This window comes from Bradyrhizobium genosp. L (genome assembly GCF_015624485.1).
GTDB lineage: Bacteria > Pseudomonadota > Alphaproteobacteria > Rhizobiales > Xanthobacteraceae > Bradyrhizobium.
This window is the reverse complement of sequence record NZ_CP061378.1, coordinates 4,913,549-4,931,098: the sequence shown is the minus strand read 5'-3', so window position 1 is coordinate 4,931,098 and position 17,550 is coordinate 4,913,549. Positions and strand designations below refer to the sequence as shown.

Genomic DNA, 17,550 nt, shown 5'->3' with positions numbered 1-17,550 from the left:
GCATCGCCGCTTTGCCGCCGCTACGCTGGCTCAGCGCCTGATGCCGGCGAATGCGGCCGCGATGCCGCGCTGGAACAGCGACCAGTCGAAGCCGAGCGCAAGCGCGAGGTAGCCGCGGTCGATCATCGCATTGGCCTGATCTGCGGTGCGCGCGACGCCGCCGATCGGCACGCCGCTCTTCAGGATGCCGTCCTCGGCGCGCTGCATCAGCGCCACCACATCGGGGTCGTCGGGCAGGCCGCGCTTGTTGATCGAGGTGGCGAGGTCGCCGGGGCCAATCACGGCGAGATCGATGCCGGGGGTCGCCATGATCTCGTCGATCCGGTTCACGGCCTCGACATGTTCGATCGTGATCATGCAGATCATGTCGTCGTCCGATGTCGCCATGTAGTCGTTCATGGAGACACCCCAGCGGAACGGCGCGTGGAACGGGCCCCAGAGCCGGTCGCCCTTCGGCGGGTAGCGCACGCTGCGGGCCGCCTTCGCCGCATCCTCCGCGTTGCAGATCATCGGAAAATTGATGCCGAGCGCGCCGATATCCATCGGTGCCTTGGCGAGATGTGGCTCGTTGGCTGCGATCCGCACCATCGGCACGCATGGCGTGCCCGACGTCGCGACGATCATCGCATGCGCGGCGGAGAGATCGATCGGGCCGTGCTCGAGGTCGACGATGATCCAGTCGAGCGACTGCGCCATGATCTGCACGGTCTGGATGCTCGGAATGGTCGCGATCGCACCGAAGGTCGGGCGCTTCTCGCGCCACTGCTTGCGCAGGCGGTTGAGCGGCGTCGGCGGTGTCGGCGTCAAATGCAACCCTCCATCCGAGCGGCTTGGCATCGGCTCAGTATGCGCCGGTATGCGCTCCATTGTCGAGGCGCCGGGTTCCGCGGCTCGCGTCGCTTCGCGAAAATGAAAAATCGGAAGAAAGGGAAAATCACCGGCCTTAAATTATCATGTGTTAATCCGATCGTCGGTTCGGTCAGATCGACGGCATTGCGCGTTCGAGCCTGAGGCTGCAACATGACCGCCACTCCTGAGGTGGCGGCGATATGCGCTCTTGGATGATTGTCGTGGCTCTGGTCCTGCTCTGCGGGCCGGGGCTTGCGCAGGAGGACAAGAAGACCGACGACCTCAAGCCGGCGGATCCCGATACAGGGGAAAGCACGGTCGAGGAAGCAACGCTGGGTCTATTGCCCAATCCGTTCGGCAAGCAGGGCATCAAGTTCGCGGTCACCTACATTGGCGAAGTGCTCGGCAACCCGGTCGGTGGCGCGAAGCAGAGCGCCGTCTACGAGGACCGCATCAATTTCGCGGTCGATGTCGATTTCGAGAAGCTGATTGGCCTCAAGCAGCTGGCCTTTCACGCCAATGTCTTTCAGATCGACGGCGGCGGCCTCTCGCGTGGAGCGCTGTTCAATGACCTGGACGTCAGCGGCATCGAGGCGCTGCCGACGACGCGGCTCTACGAGGTCTGGATCGAGAAAAAATGGGGTGACAAGATTGCCCTGCGTGCGGGGCAGCTTGCCGCCGACACGGAGTTCATGACGTCGAAATACACCGACGTTTTCACCAATGCCTCGCTCGGCTGGCCGGCCGGCGCGTCGCTCGATTTGCCGAGCGGCGGACCATCGCCACCGCTCGCAACGATGGGCGCACGCCTGCGCGCCGATGCGACCGACAATCTCACCCTGATCGGCGCGCTATTCGACGGCAACGCCGCCGGACCCGGCACCAACGATCCGCAACTGCGCGACAGGTATGGCGTGAACTTCCGGGTCAACGACCCACCTTTATTGCTCTACGAGGCTCAATTCCAGTGGCATACGAAGAAGGGCGATCCAGGCCTCGCCGGCAAATTCAAGATCGGCGGCTGGCGGCATTTTGGCGCTTTCGCGGACGAACGGTTCGATAGCTCGGGTCTTTCGCTGGCGGATCCCGCAAGCGCCGGAACGGCCGCGGGCTTGACCGGAGATTACGGCGTCTACGCAGTTTTCGAGCAGAAGCTGTTCCGTGTCGGCTCGGACAATGACCGGGGCATCGGCATCTTCGCGCGGGCGTCCTACAGTCCGCCGGACCGCAACCTCATCGACGTCTATGCCGATGGTGGTCTCGAATTCGTCGGGCTCGATGACAGCAGGCCGCACGACAAGTTCGGGATGGCGGCGGCCTATGCACGCGTGTCGCCGCGTGCCCAGGCGCTCGACCGCGACTTTCAGTCGATCGAGGGGATCGGGTGGCCTCTGCGCAGTTCCGAAACCCTGTTGACTGCCGCCTATCAGTATGAAGTCCAGCCAGGGCTCGCGCTTCAGCCCAATGTCCAGTTCATCCATCGTCCCGGCGGCGGTGCGACTGATCCGCTCGGCGTATTGCGCGGCAAACATCTTGGGGATGCAACGGTCCTGGGATTGCGCGCAGTCGTCAAATTCTAAGCGGTCGCCATTCCTGGAAGACCGCGGCGCGGCCGAGCGTTGCTGGATGCTCTATTCCAGCGCGTTGGATCAGGACGGCAGTTGGTGCGTTGGAAAGGAACCTGACTTTCAGCCTGAGAGCCATGCGCACTGCCATCGGTATCCGAGCAAGCCGCCCTCGCGGTGGGCGAACCTTTCCGATCAAAGTCCGGCCGACCGGCGCGGACGTCGCGATCGCACGGACGATTGCCCGCGATACCGCGCCCGCTCCCGAGCAGATCGCGCGGGCCTTGACCTGGGGCGCGGACGAGAAGGTCCTGCTCGTTCTCGCCGCGGCCGGATGGCTTGCGTCGCGCGGGCGCAGCGAGGAACTGCGGTGCGCCGGCAACCACGCGCTGCTGGTGACGCTCGCGGCGTCGCTATTTCCACACGCCCTGAAAATCCTGTTCGATCAGACCCGACCCGATCGTCGAACCGTCGTCGGCCATGTCCACGGCATCTCCTTCTCCGGCAAGCGCGAAGATGCTTTTCCATCCGGTCACGCGCTGCACATGGGCGCGCTCGCATCCGCGGCGGGGGCGTTGCCGGCCGGTCCCCGCCGGGTCATCCGGGCGCTTGCGGTCGGGCTCTCGCTAACTCGCATTGCGGTTCTGGCGCACTGGGCGAGCGACGTGGCGGCGGGATTTGCGCTGGGCGCGGTGCTTGAACGGTCACTGCGATTATGGACCGGCTATCCCGCCGACGCTGCAAAGCAGGCCAGGTCGCAATCGAAACTGCGGACCGAAGCGAAATGACCGAATACGTCATCCGTTTTCTCCTCGGCGGCGTGGTCGTATCGGCCTTCGCCATCCTTGGCGACGTGATGCGTCCCAAGAGCTTCGCCGGTCTGTTCGGCGCGGCGCCGTCCGTGGCGCTGGCCACGCTCGCCATCGCCGTCTATCGGCACGGCGCCGATTATGCCGGCCTGCAGGGCCGAGCGATGATGGCAGGCGCAATCGCGCTTGCCGTCTACAGCGTCGTCGTCTGCCATCTCCTCACTCGCACGAGATTGCGCGCCGCGGCCGCAACGTCATTGTCGCTCGTCATTTGGCTGGTCGTTGCCTTCGGGCTCCTGAGCCTCGCCGGAGGCCGGGCATGACGCCGATCCGCTGCTCGCCATCCTCCCTCAGGGAAGGCCGTTGGTACGAATATCTGATCCGTTTCGTGCTCGGCGGTGGTGCGACGGTCTTCACCGGCCTCGTCGGCAGTCGTTACGGAGCCTCCGCCGGCGGCGTGTTTCTTGCCCTTCCTGCGATCTTCTGCGCCAGCGCAACCCTGATCGAGAAGCATGAAATCCGCCGCAAGCGAGACGCCGGCCTCAACGGTGAACGGCGCGGGCAGCAGGCAGCCGCGCTTGACGCCGCCGGCGCCGCGCTCGGAGCACTCGGCATGCTGGCCTTTGCGTTGGTCTTCTCGGTCACGGTCGAACGCAGCATCGCCGGCGCCTTCATCGGCGCCTCGCTTGCCTGGCTAATCGTCTCGGTGACGGCCTGGTACGTGCGGCGCAAGATCCGATCAGGTCCGCGGACGTGACGGGGGCAGTGGTCGCCGCTGGAATGGCTCAGGCGGGGACGCGGCCGCCGAAAAACGGCGTCAGCGCCGCGGTCAGCTCGTGCGGGCGCTTCGAGGTGAAGATCATCTCGGCGCCGGCCGTGTCGCTCTCGCCGCCAACCGGGCCGAGCAGGTCGGCGACGCGGCGGGCGATCGCGGGCGCCGGGTCGATCCAGTCGACCGGCCAGGGTGCGAGCCTCGTCAGCCGTTCCAGAAGCAGCGGATAATGCGTGCAGGCGAGCACGACGGTGTCGGTGCGGGCGGGATCATCGGCACCGTGGCCGATGAAGCAGGGCGCGAGCTCGGCGGCGATGTCAGCGTCGCGCACGGTCTGCCCGCTGAGCGCGGCTTCCGCGAGCGAGGCGAGCTCGCCGGAGCCGACCAAGGTCACCTCGCAACCTTGCGCGAAATCCGAGATCAGCTTGCGGGTGTATTCCCGCTTCACGGTCCCCTTGGTGCCGAGCACCGAGACGCGCCGCGTCTTCGATGAGGCGCAGGCCGGCTTGATCGCCGGCACGGTGCCGACAAAGGGCAGGGAATAGGCATCGCGCAGGTGCGACATCACCAGCGTGGAAGCGGTATTGCAGGCGATCACGACGAGGTCGGGCGCATGCGCCGCGATCAAATCGCCGACCAGCGGCACGACGCGGGCGATGATCTCCTCCTCGGTATGGTGGCCGTAGGGAAAGAAGGCGTCGTCGGCGACATAGACATAATGCGCGTCCGGCCGGGCGCGAACGATCTCGCGCAGCACCGTCAGGCCGCCGAGGCCGGAATCGAAGACGAGGATGGTTGGGGGGCCTGCCACGTGCAAAATCCTATCCGAACCAGGGTTACCATTCAGTTGTTTTTGGCCTCCCGGCGGCCCGGGGCGACAAGGCGACGACACAAGGCGGTGAAATCGGGGAATTTCATATAGGCTTGACCGATAGCTGTAACTATTAGGGCAAGCCATTGCCGTGGCGTACAAAATCCGAACGAGGGCCGCAGGGGGGCCTGGCCAATGATCCGCAATACCGCTGCGAACTGGGGCTCGCTCGCCCGCGCGTTCCATTGGGTGCTCGGCATCGCCATCATCGGCATGCTGGCCTATGGCTGGTGGATGAACCATTTCCCGGCGCGGGCGGACCGCTACTTCTACCGCTCGATCCACGCCGATATCGGCTATCTGGTGCTGCTCCTGACCGTGCTCCGGCTGGTCTGGCGCGGCGTCAATCCGACGCCGGAACTGCCGGCCGATATCCCCACCTGGCAGCGCATCGCCGCGCGTGTCAGCCACATCGCGCTCTATCTCGTCACCATCCTGGTGGCGCTGTTGGGCTGGGCTCATTCCGGTTCCCGCACGCCCGACTATTCCAGCTTCTTCGGCCTGTTCCACGTGCCGCAGATCACCTCGCCCGACAAGGCGGCGGCGGATGCCTTCGAGCACCGCCATATCTTCTTCGCCTATGTGCTGATGGCGCTGGTCGCGCTGCATCTGCTCGCGGTCGCCTACCATCACTTCGTCAGACGCGACCGCGTCGCGGCGCGAATGGTCGGCGCCGGGCAGGCGGACGGCGCGAGCTGAGACGGCACCGGGCCGTCCGCGACAATTTAGCCCGCTCTCCTTCTGATTGTGTCTTGCCTGCAGGGCAATTTCAGGCAAGCATGCCGCTTTTGCGATTTTTCAGGCGGAAGCATCGATGCCAAAGAATATTGTCCTCCTGTCCGACGGGACGGGAAACAGCTCCGCAAAGATCTTCAAGACCAACGTCTGGCGGCTGTTCCAGGCGCTCGATCTGCGGGATGCCGCCAAGCAGGTGGCGTTCTACGACGACGGTGTCGGCACCTCGTCGTTCAAATGGTGGGCGGCGATCACCGGCATCTTCGGCATCGGCCTGAAGCGCAACATCCTCGACATCTATTGCTTCTGCAGCCGCAACTACCGGCCGGGCGACCGCATCTTCGGTTTCGGTTTCAGCCGCGGATCCTTCACCATGCGCGTGGTCGCGGGCTTCATCGCCACGATCGGCCTTGCGCCGTACAACGGCAGCGAGGCCGATCTGAGGGCGTGGGCGATCGTCGCCTATCGGGAATACCGCAGGATGGGAACGGCCAAGACCATGGCGCGCTTCCATCTGCATGTGCTGCGCGCGATCCGCGACTTCTTCAGCCACGCATTGATGGGCAAGCCGCGCTATCAGGACATCGAGCAGCAGTTCGTTGCCGTCGACCGAATCGAATTCCTCGGTGTGTGGGACACCGTCGATGCCTATGGCGGACCGATCGACGAGATCGTGCGCGCCATCGACTACTGGTACTGGCCGCTCTCGCTGCCCGACCGCTTCATGAACCGCAAGATCCAGCGCGCCTGCCAAGCGCTCGCGATCGAAGAGGAGCGCGACGCGTTCAAGCCGGTGCTGTGGGACGAGCGTTACGTCAAGGCGCCGGCCAAAGACGGCGCGCCTCATCGCCAGCTCGTTCCGATGATGGATGGCTGGGCGCCGCCGCGGGTCGAGAACGGACGGCTCGCGCCGATCGACGAGGAGCGCGTCAGCCAGGTCTGGTTCGTCGGCGTCCACTCCGACGTCGGCGGCGGCTATCCGCAGGACGGGCTGTCCTACTTCACGCTCGACTGGATGATCGCTCGCGCGCGGGTCTATGGGCTTCTGCTCTGCGACGCGCAAACCGCGCAATACGCGCCGCTGGCCAACCGCTTCGACAAGCTCAACGACTCCCGGCGCGGGTTCGGCTCATACTACCGCTACAAGCCGCGCAAGCTTGCCGACATCTACAGCCTGGCGCCTTACCGGTTGTCGGTGAAAGGCGATTGGCGCCACATCAAGCAGCTCTTCAACAACGAGCCCGACACCGAACACGACGTCAAACGTCAGCTCGTCGACGAGAACGCGGAGGTGCTGCCGCGGCCGGATCCCAAGATCCATCAAGGCGTGTTCGATCGGATCGATCATGGCACCGACGGCTATGTGCCGATCGTGATTCCGGGGGACTACGGCGTCACCGACAAGTCCGGAGCCATTCGCAGTCACGTCCGCGAGACGCCGGATCAGGCGCAACGGCGGGCCAACCGGCAGGAGGAGGTCTTTGACCTCGTCTGGAAGCGGCGTGTCGCCTATTTCGCCAACATGTTCGGCCTGCTGGTCCTGTTCTGCATGCCGCTGCTGCAGCGCTGGTGTCCGGGGCTCGGTGCGGGAAGCCCGTTCGCGTTCCTGATTCCGGCCGTCGATGTTGTGGCGAACTACCTGCCGGGTCTTCTGAAGCCGTGGCTGGATGCATTCCGGGAGGGGCCGGAACGGCTGTTCGCCGGACTGGTGTTCGTCGGGCTGTTGACGATCTACGGCACTGCGATGCAGGGGCGGATCCGCGACCGCATGCGATCGATCTGGCGGACGCCCGACACCCAAGCCGCGGCGCCGCCGGACAGCCGTATCTACCGGCTGCGTAGCGCCGGACCCTACAAGGCGATGTACTACGTCCTCACCCATTGGACCCTGCCGTCGGTCTTCGCTCTCGTCATTCTCGGCATGCTGCTGGTGCTGGTGTGGTACACGGCCTCGGCGGTCAGCCGGGTGTCGTTCGTCGCCTATGATGCGACCGGCCATGTTTGCGCGGCCGGCAAGGCGCCCGCCGAAGTGACGAAGGACCCTCAGCACGCTGCGTTTGCAACCAGTGCACTTTGTACCGCGACCGGGATGAAGGTCACGAAAGGGCAGACCTACGACGTCACGCTGACCGTCAACGAGCCTTGGGAGGATGTCGGACCCGATCCCCAACAGAAGGGAATCGCGACCGGGCCGAATGGCTTCGGATCCGACAAAGCGAACTGGCTCATGACCAGTGGCCTGCCTTACAGACGTCTGGTCGCCTCGAACTGGCTTGCAACCGTGATCCGGATCGGCGGCAGCGGCTTCGGCGAAATGGTGTTGCCGTTTGAAAGTGTCGATTGCCAATGCACGGGAGCGCCGACGCACTACAAGACGAGTTTCACTGCGAAGCAAAGCGGCGAGGTTTTCGTCTACGTCAACGACGCGATCATCAACTGGATCGGGCTCGATTACTTCTACAAGAACAACAAGGGTACCGCGGACATGACGATCGCGCTCAAGCCGAATTGAGCCCGGCGAGGCCGTTGTCGGATGCCTCGCCGGAGCCAACGATGACGCGCGTGGCTATCCCGCCGGCATCTGCTTCTCGACCAGGCGCACCCAGTAGGAGGCGCCGTGGCCGAGGATGTTGTCGTTGAACTTGTAGGCCGGGTGGTGGCACATCGGGCCTTCGCCCATGCCGAGGAAGACGAAGGCGCCAGGGCGCGCTTCCAGCATGAAGGCGAAATCCTCGCCGCCCATCACCGGCGTCAGGTTCTCGTCGACGCGGTCTGCGCCGACCACGTCGCGGGCGATCTCGGCAGCGATGCCGGCCTCGCGCCGATGGTTCACGGTGGCCGGATAGAGCCTTGTGTATTTCGTCTCCGCCGATCCGCCATAGGCGCGCGCGATGCTGTCGGCGACTTCGCCGATCCGGCGCTCGACCAGATCGCGTACCTCCGGGGCGAGCGTGCGCACGGTGCCGCCGAGCTTGACCGTTTCCGGGATGACGTTGAAGGCGGTGCCGGCCTCGAACATGGTGATCGAGATCACCGCCGACTTCAGCGGATCGACATTGCGCGACACGATCGACTGCAGCGCGTTGATGACCTGGGCGCCGATCAGGACGCTGTCGACGGCCTGGTGCGGCGCGGCACCGGCATGGCCGCCCTTGCCGCGGATCGTGATCTGCACGGTGTCGGAGGAGGCGAGCATCGGGCCCGGCGTGGTGGCGAAATGGCCTTCGGGCAGGCCGGGCATGTTGTGCAGGCCGTAGACCTCCTGGATGCCCCAGCGCGTCATCAGCCCGTCCTCGACCATTGCCTTGCCGCCGGCGCCGCCTTCCTCGGCCGGCTGGAAGATCACGATCGCAGTGCCGTCGAAATTGCGGGTCTCGGCGAGATACTTTGCGGCACCCAGGAGCATCGCGGTGTGGCCGTCATGGCCGCAGGCGTGCATCTTGCCGGGGACCTTCGAGGCGTAGGGCACGTCGGCGGCCTCCTCGATCGGCAGCGCGTCCATGTCGGCGCGGAGCCCGATGGTCTTGCCCGAGCCGTTCTTGCGGCCACGGATCACGCCGACCACCCCGGTGCGGCCGATGCCGGTCACCACCTCGTCGCAGCCGAACTCGCGCAACCTGTCGGCGACGATGCCGGCGGTGCGATGCACCTCGTAGAGCAGTTCGGGGTTCTCGTGGAAGTCATGGCGCCAGGCAGCCATTTCATCGGAGAGGGCGGCAACGCGGTTGACGATCGGCATGGGAGCAGTCCGTTTCTTGTGAATTCGTAGGGCGGATTAGTGTAGCGTAACGCGCTGCGTCTCCAACGGCAAATCTCAGATTGCGCATAGCCAAATCCGGCCAACCACGCACGCTGCGACTAGTCACCAAAGATCAATTTCTTCGGTTCTGGAAAATGACCGAGCTCGATGCATTTTGCCAAGCACGAACGCAGCACGTCTCGGGTGAAGTAGGCCAATTCCGGCAACTCAGCCAGTCGCGCTCCTGAACCATGGGCGACTTTTGAACGAGCATTGTAGCTTTGTCGGAGGCGTTCAAACATTTCTTCTCGCTCTGATCCACTCTTTAGGAGATTGGCGATGTAGAGGCAGAGGCGGAAAGACAGCTCAGTTTCTGTCCTGAACAGCGCCTCGAGGCCACTCCAAGCGAGCAGAAGAGCGACGTTCGCGTAGGGAACGCAGTGAAATGACGTTAGGGCTTGCATTGCATTTTGAAACATTGCCTTCTTTGTGAAACGCAGCGCCGTAGCCATGTTGGCTTTGATCCAGATAGCGTCCTCGTTCGTCAGCGCTATATCTTGATAGTGAGTAGGGCTGGCCTCAATAAACGGCATGCAAAAAATGTCGTGGCACTCAAAATCTTGGTCGAGCATTGAGACGTTAAGAATCGCAGGTGCGTTAATCCAGCCGCCAGTCTTGATCATAAGCAAGAATGAAAAAACATGCACAGGATCGAATTCAAACGTTCCATCGCCGTTCGGGCTCCGTAGCGCGATTTCGAAGTCTACGCCGTCAATTTTCTTGAATGTTTCCCGACCTTCGCGGATGTGCTTTAGTTTGATCCCAATGCGTTGTTTGGCATCCCTCCGATAAAGATAGACGAGAGCTGGGTCGCCGTCAGGGTATATAGCGAATTTGTCGAACTCCAGCTTGACGCCCCTACAAGGTATGTAGCGCCAATACCAATAGATCATGGCTGGTATCAACTTTCCCCGAACACCCGCTTGAAGATCGTGTCGACGTGCTTGAAGTGATAGCCGAGATCGAACTTCTCCTCGAGCTCGGCGTCCGTCATGTATTTCTTCACGTCGGCATCCTGCTTCAGCAGCGTCAGGAAGTCGCCTTCGCCGCGCCACACCGGCATCGCGTTGCGCTGCACGAACTTGTAGGCGTCCTCGCGGCTGGCGCCCTTTTGCGTCAGCGCGATCAGCACGCGTTGCGAATGCACGAGACCTCCGAGACGGTCGAGGTTCTTCTGCATGTTCGCAGGGTACACCAGTAGCTTCTCGATCAGGCCGGCGAGGCGGACCAGCGCGAAGTCGAGCGTCACGGTGGCGTCGGGCGCCATCATGCGCTCGGCAGAGGAGTGCGAGATGTCGCGTTCGTGCCAGAGCGCGACGTTCTCGAACGCCGGCGTCACATAGGCGCGTACCATGCGCGACAGACCGGACAGGTTTTCCGACAGCACCGGGTTGCGCTTGTGCGGCATCGCCGACGAGCCCTTCTGGCCTTCGGAGAAGAATTCCTCGGCCTCCAGCACCTCGGTGCGCTGCAGATGGCGGATCTCGACCGCCAACCGCTCGACTGACGCTGCGATCACGCCGAGGGTGGCAAAATACATCGCGTGGCGGTCGCGCGGGATCACCTGCGTCGAGACCGGCTCGGGCCGCAGGCCCATCGCCTTGGCAACGTGCTCTTCGACCCGCGGATCAATCTGCGCGAAGGTGCCGACCGCGCCCGAGATCGCGCAGGTCGAGATTTCGTCGCGCGCGGCGACCAGGCGGGCGCGGGCGCGGGCAAACTCGGCATGGGCGTAGGCGAGCTTGAGCCCAAAGGTGACGGGCTCGGCATGGATGCCGTGGGAGCGGCCGATGGTCGGCGTCATCTTGTGCTCGAAGGCGCGCGTCTTCAGCGCGGCCAGCACTTTATCGAGGTCAGCGAGCAGCAGGTCGGCAGCGCGCTTGAGCTGGACGTTGAGGGTGGTGTCGAGCACGTCGGACGAAGTCATGCCCTGGTGCACGAAGCGCGCCTCGGGGCCGACGATTTCGGCCAGATGGGTCAGGAAGGCGATGACGTCATGCTTGGTCTCGCGCTCGATCTCGTCGATCCGCGCCACGTCGAAGGTCGCATCCTTGGCCTTGGCCCAGATCGTCCGCGCCGCCTCCTTCGGGATCACGCCGAGCTCGGCCTGCGCGTCGGCGGCATGCGCCTCGATCTCGAACCAGATCTTGAAACGCGTCTGCGGCTCCCAGATGGAGGCCATTTCCGGGCGGGTGTAGCGGGGGATCATCGAAAACTCCGAAGGGGGGCGGGGCGCGCGAGGCGACTCCCGGCCGATTTGTTTTTTACGCCGTGCTTTAGCAAATCGGGGCCGCGGAGGCCACCCAAACGGTGGATTTGGCGGGGAAAACCGGTCCGAATTGCGCGTCGCCGCCCCCCCGCCGCGCCGCTGGGCGAGGTGGTCCATGATTTCTGATTATTGGAAAATACCCCTGAGTTGCCCGACGTGTCAACAGCCGGGTCGGACACTGCCGGGTCGGACGCTGACCGCCGCCAGCTCCTTTGCATGGGGTTGTTTTCGACATTTTTGGCGGAGCCGCGTCCGCCTTCGCCCGGAGGCAGGCTTCGGCGAAGAGAGAGCAAGGGGACGCAGCCGGCTACAGATTCGCCAGCCCGCATTCGACCGCCAGCCGGACCAGCTGGGCGTCGGTCCGCATCCCGGTCTTGGCCTTGATCAGATAGTGGTAGTTCTGCACGGTCTTGGTCGAGAGGTTGAGATTTTCGGCGATCTGCTCCTTGGTGCTGCCGGCGGCGAGCTGCCGAAGAATCTCGATCTCGCGCTCGCCGAGCTGGTCGAGCGCCGACTTGCTCGGCACCAGGCTCTCCAGCGCCAGCACCCGGGCGACGTCGTCGCTCATCGCGTGCTCGCCGCGCGCCACCGAGCGGATCGCTGTGATCAGCTCGGCCGGCTCGCTGCCCTTGGTGACGAAGCCGCTGGCGCCGGCGCCGAACGCGGCCTTCACCTGCGCCGCCTCGCTGTGCATGCTGAAGACCAGGATGCGGGCGGCGGCGTCGCGGGCGCGGATGTTCCTGATCGCCTCCAGCCCGCTCGCACCGGGCATCGAGATGTCCATCACCACCACGTCGGGTGCGTGCGACTTGAACTCGCGATAGGCGCCGGCCGCATTGTCGGCCTCGGCGACGACGCGAAAATCGTCCTGGTGCTCTAGCACGCGGCGATATCCCTGGCGGACGACGGGATGGTCGTCGACCAGCAGGATCGAGATGCCCCGGGTTTTCGCCGCGGTCATCTCAGGCGGCGAGCGGAATCGTGGCCGCGACGGAGAGGCCACGGCTGGCGCGTGCGATCGACAGCGAGCCGCCGAGCGCGGCGACGCGCTCGCTGACCCCGGTGAGGCCGAAGCCGGCCGATTGCGCCACCTTGGCCGCGTCGCCGCCGCCATCGTCTTCCACCCGCACCAGCAGCGCGTTCTCAGCGCCGGTGCGTCGCTCGATCCGCAGCACGATCTCGCGCGCCGCGCTGTGGCGCAGGGCATTGGTCAGGCATTCCTGCGCGACGCGGTAAGCGGTGGTGGCGACCGTGCCGCTGATGTCGGCGAGATCGCCCTGCAGGTCGAGCTGGATCAACGGCCGGGTCGCGGCGCGCGAGCGCCAGCTATCGACGAGATCGACCAGGCTCGCCTCGAGCCCCAGCTCCTCTGCCGGCGGATGGCGCAGCCGGTTCAGCGTATCGCGCAGGCAGGCGATGATGCGGCGCGTGGCCTGTGAGATCATCCGCGCATCCTGCGCTATCTCGGTGCCGTCGGCGTATTTGTCGCCGGCGCTGGCCTCGATCGTGGTGGCGAAGGCGAGGATCGCGGTGAGGTTCTGGCCGAACTCGTCGTGCAGCTCGCGGGCCAGCGCACGGCGTTCGTCGTTGCGGATCTCGAGCAGCCGCCGGGTCAGCACGGCGCGCTCCTCCTGGGCCTCCGCAAGGCGGTCGCCGAGCTCGCTGACCGCCTGTCCGATCATCGCGAGCTCCATCGAGCGGATCCGCGGCAGCGGTGTCCGGTACTCGCCATCGGCCATGCGCTGCAGCGCCGTCACGATCGAGCGGGCCGGCGCCAGCGTGTGTGCGATAGCGAGCGAGGCGAGCAGCGCGATCGCCAGCGCCATCAGCAGCGCGACGTGGATGTTGTCCAGGATGTGCTGCCAGGCCAGCGCGATCGCCGCGGCCGGATCCGGGGTGGCGCGGACGGTTCCCGCGGTTGCTGCGCGGGCGCTGATCGGCCGCTCGATGGTGGCGTGCTCGCCAAGCACCGTCTGCACGGTGGCGGCGAACCAGCGCGGTGGCGCCTTGCCGATGCCCTTGCTTTGGCCGCAAAGCGGCTTCTCGAACGCGCCGGCCGGTTCGAACTGCACGCAGATGCCGGGCGCGATCAGCCCCATGGTCTCGATGGTGCGCCAGTCCGGCGCCGGCAGCAATTGTTCGCGCATCCGGTTGCTGCGCAGCAGCAATTCGCGCCAGTACAGCGCTTCGAGCGCCTGCGAAACCCGTTCGGCGGAGGCCGAGGTGGCGCGATCGACGCTGCGATAGGCATCGATCGTGGCCCAGATGGTGGCAGCTCCGAGGCACAGGGCGACGATGACGAGCAGGCGGGCGACCAGTTGAAGCACGAGGCGCATGCGATCCACTCCGCGGCTAGAGCATGATCCGGAAAGGTGCGAGGCGGTTTTCCGACAGCATCGTGCTCAAAGGCGAAGCCGGAGCGTAACAGCACCCGTGTTCCCCGCCAATTGCAACCGTGAGAGGCCATGCAGATCGGGCAATTTGCCCAAAGGAATTTGGGCAGATCTCTTTGGACGGCGGTTGCGGCGTCTGCTCTAACGATGGGCGAGGCGCCAGACCTCTGGGAACGATTGACGGGAGCTAACGCAGCATGAGTGCCAAGGTCGGCGCTGCCGCATCAGCCGGCACGGGGACGGCGGAGCGCAGCGTGCTGCTGCTCTGGATGATCTTCACGGGTCTCTCGATCTTCGCCGCGTTCCTGCTCTGGCGCTACGGGCTGATCGCGCTGATGGTGCGTTCCGACCGCACCTACATCTCCAGCGTGATTGCCGCGCTTTACGTCGCAACCTGCGTCCATTGCTTCTGGCGGACGCGGGCGATCGCCCGCGAAGGGGAGGTGGCGCGCGACTGTCGCGCGATCCTCGCCAGGCCCGAAGGTGCCGCAGCACTGGCCGCCGATGCGCGCGGATTGCCGCGCGGCCTCGTCACCGACCACATCAAGAGTCTGATTCAGAAGGCTGCCGCGCAGGTCAAGGGGCCGATCGACCAGACGCTGCTGCTGCGCACCCTGGCCGATCGCCTGCGCGGCTCCAACGGCTTCGGCGCCTTCGTCTCCGACACGCTGATGAAGCTCGGCCTGCTCGGTACCATCATCGGCTTCATCATCATGCTGGCACCGATCGCGAGCCTCGATGCCGCCGACAAGGTCGCGATGAAGTCGTCGATGGGGCTGATGAGCGACGGCATGGCGGTCGCGATGTACACCACGCTGGCCGGGCTGATCGGATCGATCCTGGTCCGCATCCAGTACTACATGCTCGATGCCGCGACCCAGCGGGTGTTCTCCGACACCGTCGTGCTGACCGAGACGCACGTCACGCCGGCACTGGAGCGCGGCCTCGGAACGCCGTCATGATGGACGAGTTCGGGCTCTATCCGCGCGAGGAAGCGTTCGATCCCCTTGGTGTCATGCTGTTCAAGGCGCTGCAGGTGGTCGCCTTCCTGTTCTTCCTGGCGCTGCTTGCGGTGTCGCCCGACTCCAAGGACGGCAAGATCGAATCGAAGGCGGAATTCATCATCACGATGGACTGGCCGGACAACCATCCCGACGATCTCGACCTGTTCGTGCAGGATCCCGCCGGCAACATCGCCTGGTACCGGCACAGAGAGGCCGGCTTCCTGACGCTCGACCGCGACGACCGCGGCGGCGCCAACGATTTCATCGTCGTCAACGGCAAGAAGATCGCCTCGCCGATCCGCGAGGAGATCGTCACGCTGCGCGGCATCGTCCCCGGCGAATACACCGTCAACGTCTCGCATTTCTCGGCCACCACAGGCGAGCCGGTCGAGGCCAATGTGAAGGTGCAGAAGCTCAACCCGACGGCGCAGGTGGTCTTCGACGACAAGCTCACCGTCAACCACACCGGCGACGAGAAGACCGCAGTGCGGTTTCGTCTCGATGCCGAGGGCAAGGTGATCAATGTCGACCAGCGGCCGAAATCGCTGCTCGAGACCTTCCGCAGCGGTTGGCGCAATGGCGCCGACGTCGATCCGAAAACCGGCGTGAGGGCCTCCGGAACCAGGAACTTGGACCGTGACTAGCCTCTCGCAGATCATCCTCACCCTCGTGGTCGCCTATGCCGTGATCGGCGCGCTGTTGCTGATCGTGCTGGTCTACGCCCGGCTGCACTGGTCGCTGAAGGCGGTCGCGATCGTCGTCACCAGCGCGTTCTATTTCGTCAGCTTCGGCGGCATGCGCTCCCTGCTCGGCTGGGCCTCGACCGAGCAGTTGCCCGCCAACTTCAAGCTGCTGGCGACGCGGATCGTGGAGCCGCATTCGCTGGAGGGCGACCCAGGTGCGATCTACCTCTGGGTCGAAGAGCTCGACGAGGACAACCGGCCGAGCGCGATCCCGCGTGCCTTCCGCATTCCCTACAGCGAGGCCCTGGCCGAGCAGACCCATACCGCGGACACCGAGGTCAAGGCCGGCCATCCGCAGGGCGGGAGGGCCGCTGATTTCGGCGGCGGCGAGGGGACCATCCTGGACCTGGTCCGGGAGTACATCACCCCCAAGACCATCCTGGAGACCTCGGGCGGCGATTCTACCACGGGGGTGTTCGTGCCCCCGCCGGCGGGCGCGCAGGGCTCGGTCTTCAACCCGCTGCCGCCGCCCAAGATGCCGCCCAAGGACGCGCAGCAATAGGTTCCCGGCGCTGCGAATTGGTCAGCAAAGCAGACGGTAGTGATCCGGAATTCCTCAAATTCTTGAAGCGTGTAGTCTAAGGGCATCCGGGGCTAGATTTTCATCGCGAAACCATTTTCCCGGCGAAGGGGCCCTTGCGTGAGCGGGGCCCCTTTCGTTTTCGAGGTTCAACCCCATGCAAAGGAGCATCGCGCCAGCCGCTGCTCGCGGCCGGCCGCCATGGCTGTCAGTTCACAAAATATTGTCTGACAGATATTGAAATCTGTCAGCGCGATGGTGTATATATCATTCAGCGCCAAGGAGGAGGGCGCGCCCGGTGGCTGTACCGTCGCGTTTGGCGTCGGAAGGGGTCAGCCACACCTGATTTGACCACCTCGAAGGACTACCTCCATGACGATAGAAATCTTTCAATTGACCGCCCAGATTCAACAGTGGCTCAACCTTCGCGTCGCCCGCCATTTGGCTGCCCAGGCCGCCAAATTCAGCCGCGGGACTGACGGCGAGACCCAGACGACGGTGAACGCATGAACGAGGCGGTGGTTTTGACACCCGAGCGGATCCTCGAGGCAACCGAGGATGTATTGAGGCGCTTCGGGCTCGCCAAGGCCACCGTCGTCGACGTCGCCCGTGCACTGGATGTCAGCCACGGCAGCGTCTACCGCCATTTTCCCAGCAAGGCCTCGCTGCGCGACGCGGTGGCAAAACGCTGGCTCGACCGCGCCAACGAGCCGCTGTGCAGGCTCGCGGCAAGTTCCGGCCCGGCGCCGGAGCGGCTGGAGAAATGGCTCCGCACCATGTTTGCGATCAAGCAGAAGAAGGTCTGCGACGACCCTGAAATGTTTGCCACCTACCTCGCGCTGGCCCAGGAGGCCCGCGAGGTGGTGGAGGCATACAAGGACAAGCAGGTCGATCTGCTGGCGAAGATCCTCACCGATGGCGTGACGCAAGGCGTGTTCGAGATCGACGACGTCAAGGTCACCGCCCGCGCGGTGTTCGACGCCACCGCCCGCTATCATCATCCGGCGCATGCCGAGGAGTGGGCCAAGCCGGAATGCCCGTCGCGGATCGACGCGCTGATCGCCCTGCTGCTGAAGGGCCTGCGGGTCTGCAAGCAGTAAGCCAGGCCGGCTGATTCACGGCACATCGCAAGCCGACGAAATGGAACTCGCCGAGGCTGCGACAGCTCGTCTCGATGCTCTCATTGTTGTGATCGACCCGCGCAACCGAACCTGCGGAGCC

Annotated in this window: 18 protein-coding genes; 11 read left to right on the top strand and 7 right to left on the bottom strand. The window is 64.7% G+C overall.

Annotated elements, in window-relative coordinates:
- Nucleotides 1-30: 30 nt before the first annotated feature.
- Nucleotides 31-837 carry an HpcH/HpaI aldolase family protein gene (locus IC762_RS23550; RefSeq protein ID WP_195784594.1) on the bottom strand — a complete coding sequence of 269 codons (807 nt, stop codon included), beginning with the start codon at nt 835-837 and terminating at the stop codon, nt 31-33.
- Nucleotides 838-1,061: 224 nt separating this feature from the next.
- Between IC762_RS23550 and IC762_RS23545 the strand changes: the two genes are divergently transcribed.
- From IC762_RS23545 to IC762_RS23530, 4 genes are all read left to right on the top strand, one after another.
- Nucleotides 1,062-2,429, top strand: a complete 1,368-nt coding sequence (locus tag IC762_RS23545; protein WP_246801184.1) for a carbohydrate porin — start codon at nt 1,062-1,064, stop codon at nt 2,427-2,429.
- A gap of 122 nt (nt 2,430-2,551) precedes the next feature.
- The gene (locus tag IC762_RS23540; RefSeq protein ID WP_195784592.1) at nt 2,552-3,202 is read left to right on the top strand and encodes a phosphatase PAP2 family protein; all 651 of its coding nucleotides are present in this window, start codon (nt 2,552-2,554) and stop codon (nt 3,200-3,202) included.
- Nucleotides 3,199-3,546 (top strand): DUF3147 family protein, encoded by a 348-nt coding sequence (locus tag IC762_RS23535; RefSeq protein WP_195784591.1) that lies wholly within the window; start codon nt 3,199-3,201, stop codon nt 3,544-3,546. Before IC762_RS23540 ends, IC762_RS23535 begins: the two co-directional genes overlap by 4 nt.
- Nucleotides 3,543-3,980 carry a DUF3147 family protein gene (locus IC762_RS23530; RefSeq protein ID WP_195784590.1) on the top strand — a complete coding sequence of 146 codons (438 nt, stop codon included), beginning with the start codon at nt 3,543-3,545 and terminating at the stop codon, nt 3,978-3,980. The genes IC762_RS23535 and IC762_RS23530 overlap by 4 nt, the downstream gene beginning before the upstream one ends.
- A gap of 28 nt (nt 3,981-4,008) precedes the next feature.
- On the opposite strand, the gene murI is transcribed toward IC762_RS23530, so the two are convergent.
- Nucleotides 4,009-4,806, bottom strand: coding sequence for a glutamate racemase (gene murI, locus IC762_RS23525; protein WP_195784589.1), 798 nt, complete (start codon nt 4,804-4,806; stop codon nt 4,009-4,011).
- Nucleotides 4,807-5,001: 195 nt separating this feature from the next.
- On the opposite strand from murI, the gene IC762_RS23520 reads away from it, so the two are divergent.
- Nucleotides 5,002-5,565, top strand: a complete 564-nt coding sequence (locus IC762_RS23520) for a cytochrome b (RefSeq protein ID WP_195784588.1) — start codon at nt 5,002-5,004, stop codon at nt 5,563-5,565.
- Between the two features lie 115 nt (nt 5,566-5,680).
- Nucleotides 5,681-8,113 carry a DUF2235 domain-containing protein gene (locus IC762_RS23515; protein WP_195784587.1) on the top strand — a complete coding sequence of 811 codons (2,433 nt, stop codon included), beginning with the start codon at nt 5,681-5,683 and terminating at the stop codon, nt 8,111-8,113.
- Between the two features lie 54 nt (nt 8,114-8,167).
- Here the strand turns inward: IC762_RS23515 and IC762_RS23510 are convergent, their stop codons facing one another.
- The 5 genes from IC762_RS23510 to IC762_RS23490 all read right to left on the bottom strand — a co-directional run bounded on the left by IC762_RS23510 (nt 8,168) and on the right by IC762_RS23490 (nt 14,005).
- Nucleotides 8,168-9,340, bottom strand: a complete 1,173-nt coding sequence (locus IC762_RS23510) for a M20 aminoacylase family protein (protein ID WP_195784586.1) — start codon at nt 9,338-9,340, stop codon at nt 8,168-8,170.
- A gap of 119 nt (nt 9,341-9,459) precedes the next feature.
- Nucleotides 9,460-10,293, bottom strand: coding sequence for a HEPN domain-containing protein (locus IC762_RS23505; RefSeq protein WP_195784585.1), 834 nt, complete (start codon nt 10,291-10,293; stop codon nt 9,460-9,462).
- An 8-nt stretch (nt 10,294-10,301) separates the two neighbouring features.
- On the bottom strand, nt 10,302-11,609 hold the full coding sequence (gene purB, locus IC762_RS23500; protein WP_195784584.1) for an adenylosuccinate lyase: 1,308 nt from the start codon (nt 11,607-11,609) through the stop codon (nt 10,302-10,304).
- A gap of 367 nt (nt 11,610-11,976) precedes the next feature.
- Nucleotides 11,977-12,630 carry a response regulator gene (locus IC762_RS23495; protein ID WP_195784583.1) on the bottom strand — a complete coding sequence of 218 codons (654 nt, stop codon included), beginning with the start codon at nt 12,628-12,630 and terminating at the stop codon, nt 11,977-11,979.
- A gap of 1 nt (nt 12,631) precedes the next feature.
- Entirely contained in the window at nt 12,632-14,005 is a 1,374-nt protein-coding gene (locus tag IC762_RS23490) for a sensor histidine kinase (protein ID WP_195784582.1), read from the bottom strand.
- Between the two features lie 254 nt (nt 14,006-14,259).
- Between IC762_RS23490 and IC762_RS23485 the strand changes: the two genes are divergently transcribed.
- The 5 genes from IC762_RS23485 (at nt 14,260) to IC762_RS23465 (ending at nt 17,429) form a co-directional block, all read left to right on the top strand.
- Nucleotides 14,260-15,024, top strand: coding sequence for a MotA/TolQ/ExbB proton channel family protein (locus tag IC762_RS23485; protein ID WP_195784581.1), 765 nt, complete (start codon nt 14,260-14,262; stop codon nt 15,022-15,024).
- Nucleotides 15,021-15,710, top strand: coding sequence for a hypothetical protein (locus tag IC762_RS23480; RefSeq protein ID WP_195784580.1), 690 nt, complete (start codon nt 15,021-15,023; stop codon nt 15,708-15,710). The genes IC762_RS23485 and IC762_RS23480 overlap by 4 nt, the downstream gene beginning before the upstream one ends.
- Nucleotides 15,703-16,311, top strand: coding sequence for a hypothetical protein (locus tag IC762_RS23475; protein ID WP_195784579.1), 609 nt, complete (start codon nt 15,703-15,705; stop codon nt 16,309-16,311). The genes IC762_RS23480 and IC762_RS23475 overlap by 8 nt, the downstream gene beginning before the upstream one ends.
- A 390-nt stretch (nt 16,312-16,701) precedes the next feature.
- Nucleotides 16,702-16,839: a hypothetical protein gene (locus IC762_RS23470; RefSeq protein WP_195784578.1), complete on the top strand. Its 138-nt coding sequence runs from the start codon at nt 16,702-16,704 to the stop codon at nt 16,837-16,839.
- Entirely contained in the window at nt 16,836-17,429 is a 594-nt protein-coding gene (locus tag IC762_RS23465; RefSeq protein ID WP_195784577.1) for a TetR family transcriptional regulator, read from the top strand. Before IC762_RS23470 ends, IC762_RS23465 begins: the two co-directional genes overlap by 4 nt.
- Nucleotides 17,430-17,550 lie beyond the last annotated feature (121 nt).